Annotated in this window: 1 pseudogene; it reads left to right on the top strand. The window is 62.6% G+C overall.

Going from position 1 to position 441, the window contains the following annotated elements:
- A pseudogene (locus JMV15_RS28055) lies at window positions 1-428 on the top strand (M16 family metallopeptidase); the annotation flags it as partial.
- Between the last annotated feature and the right edge of the window lie 13 nt (window positions 429-441).

Consider the following 441-nt stretch of genomic DNA (forward strand, 5'->3'; position numbering starts at 1 on the left):
TGCGCGAAGATCATCGCGCGCCGGTGGCGGTTTCTCAGGTCTGGTACAAGGTAGGCTCAAGCCACGAAACCCCGGGCCAGATCGGTTTGTCCCACGCCCTGTAATACATGATGTTCAAGGGCAGCGCCAAGGTCGGCCTCGGTGAAACCTCGCTGACCCTGCGCGACCTGGGCGCCGAAGAAAATGCGTTCACCAGCGACGACGACACCGCGTATTACCAGGTATTGGCCCGTGACCGCCTGGGCGTGGACTTTGAGCTGGAAGCCGACCGCATGGCCAGCCGGCGCCTGCCGGCCGACGAGGTCAGCCGTGAAATCGAGGTAACCAAAGAAGAACGCCGCCTGCGCACCGACGATAACCACAGGTCCAAGGCGTTCGAGCGCTTACAGGCAATGGCGTTCCGGGACAGGTGCTACCCAACGCTGACCTAGGGTCGGATGG

Origin of the sequence: Pseudomonas paracarnis, assembly GCF_904063055.1 — a bacterium.
GTDB classification, from domain to species: domain Bacteria; phylum Pseudomonadota; class Gammaproteobacteria; order Pseudomonadales; family Pseudomonadaceae; genus Aquipseudomonas; species Aquipseudomonas paracarnis.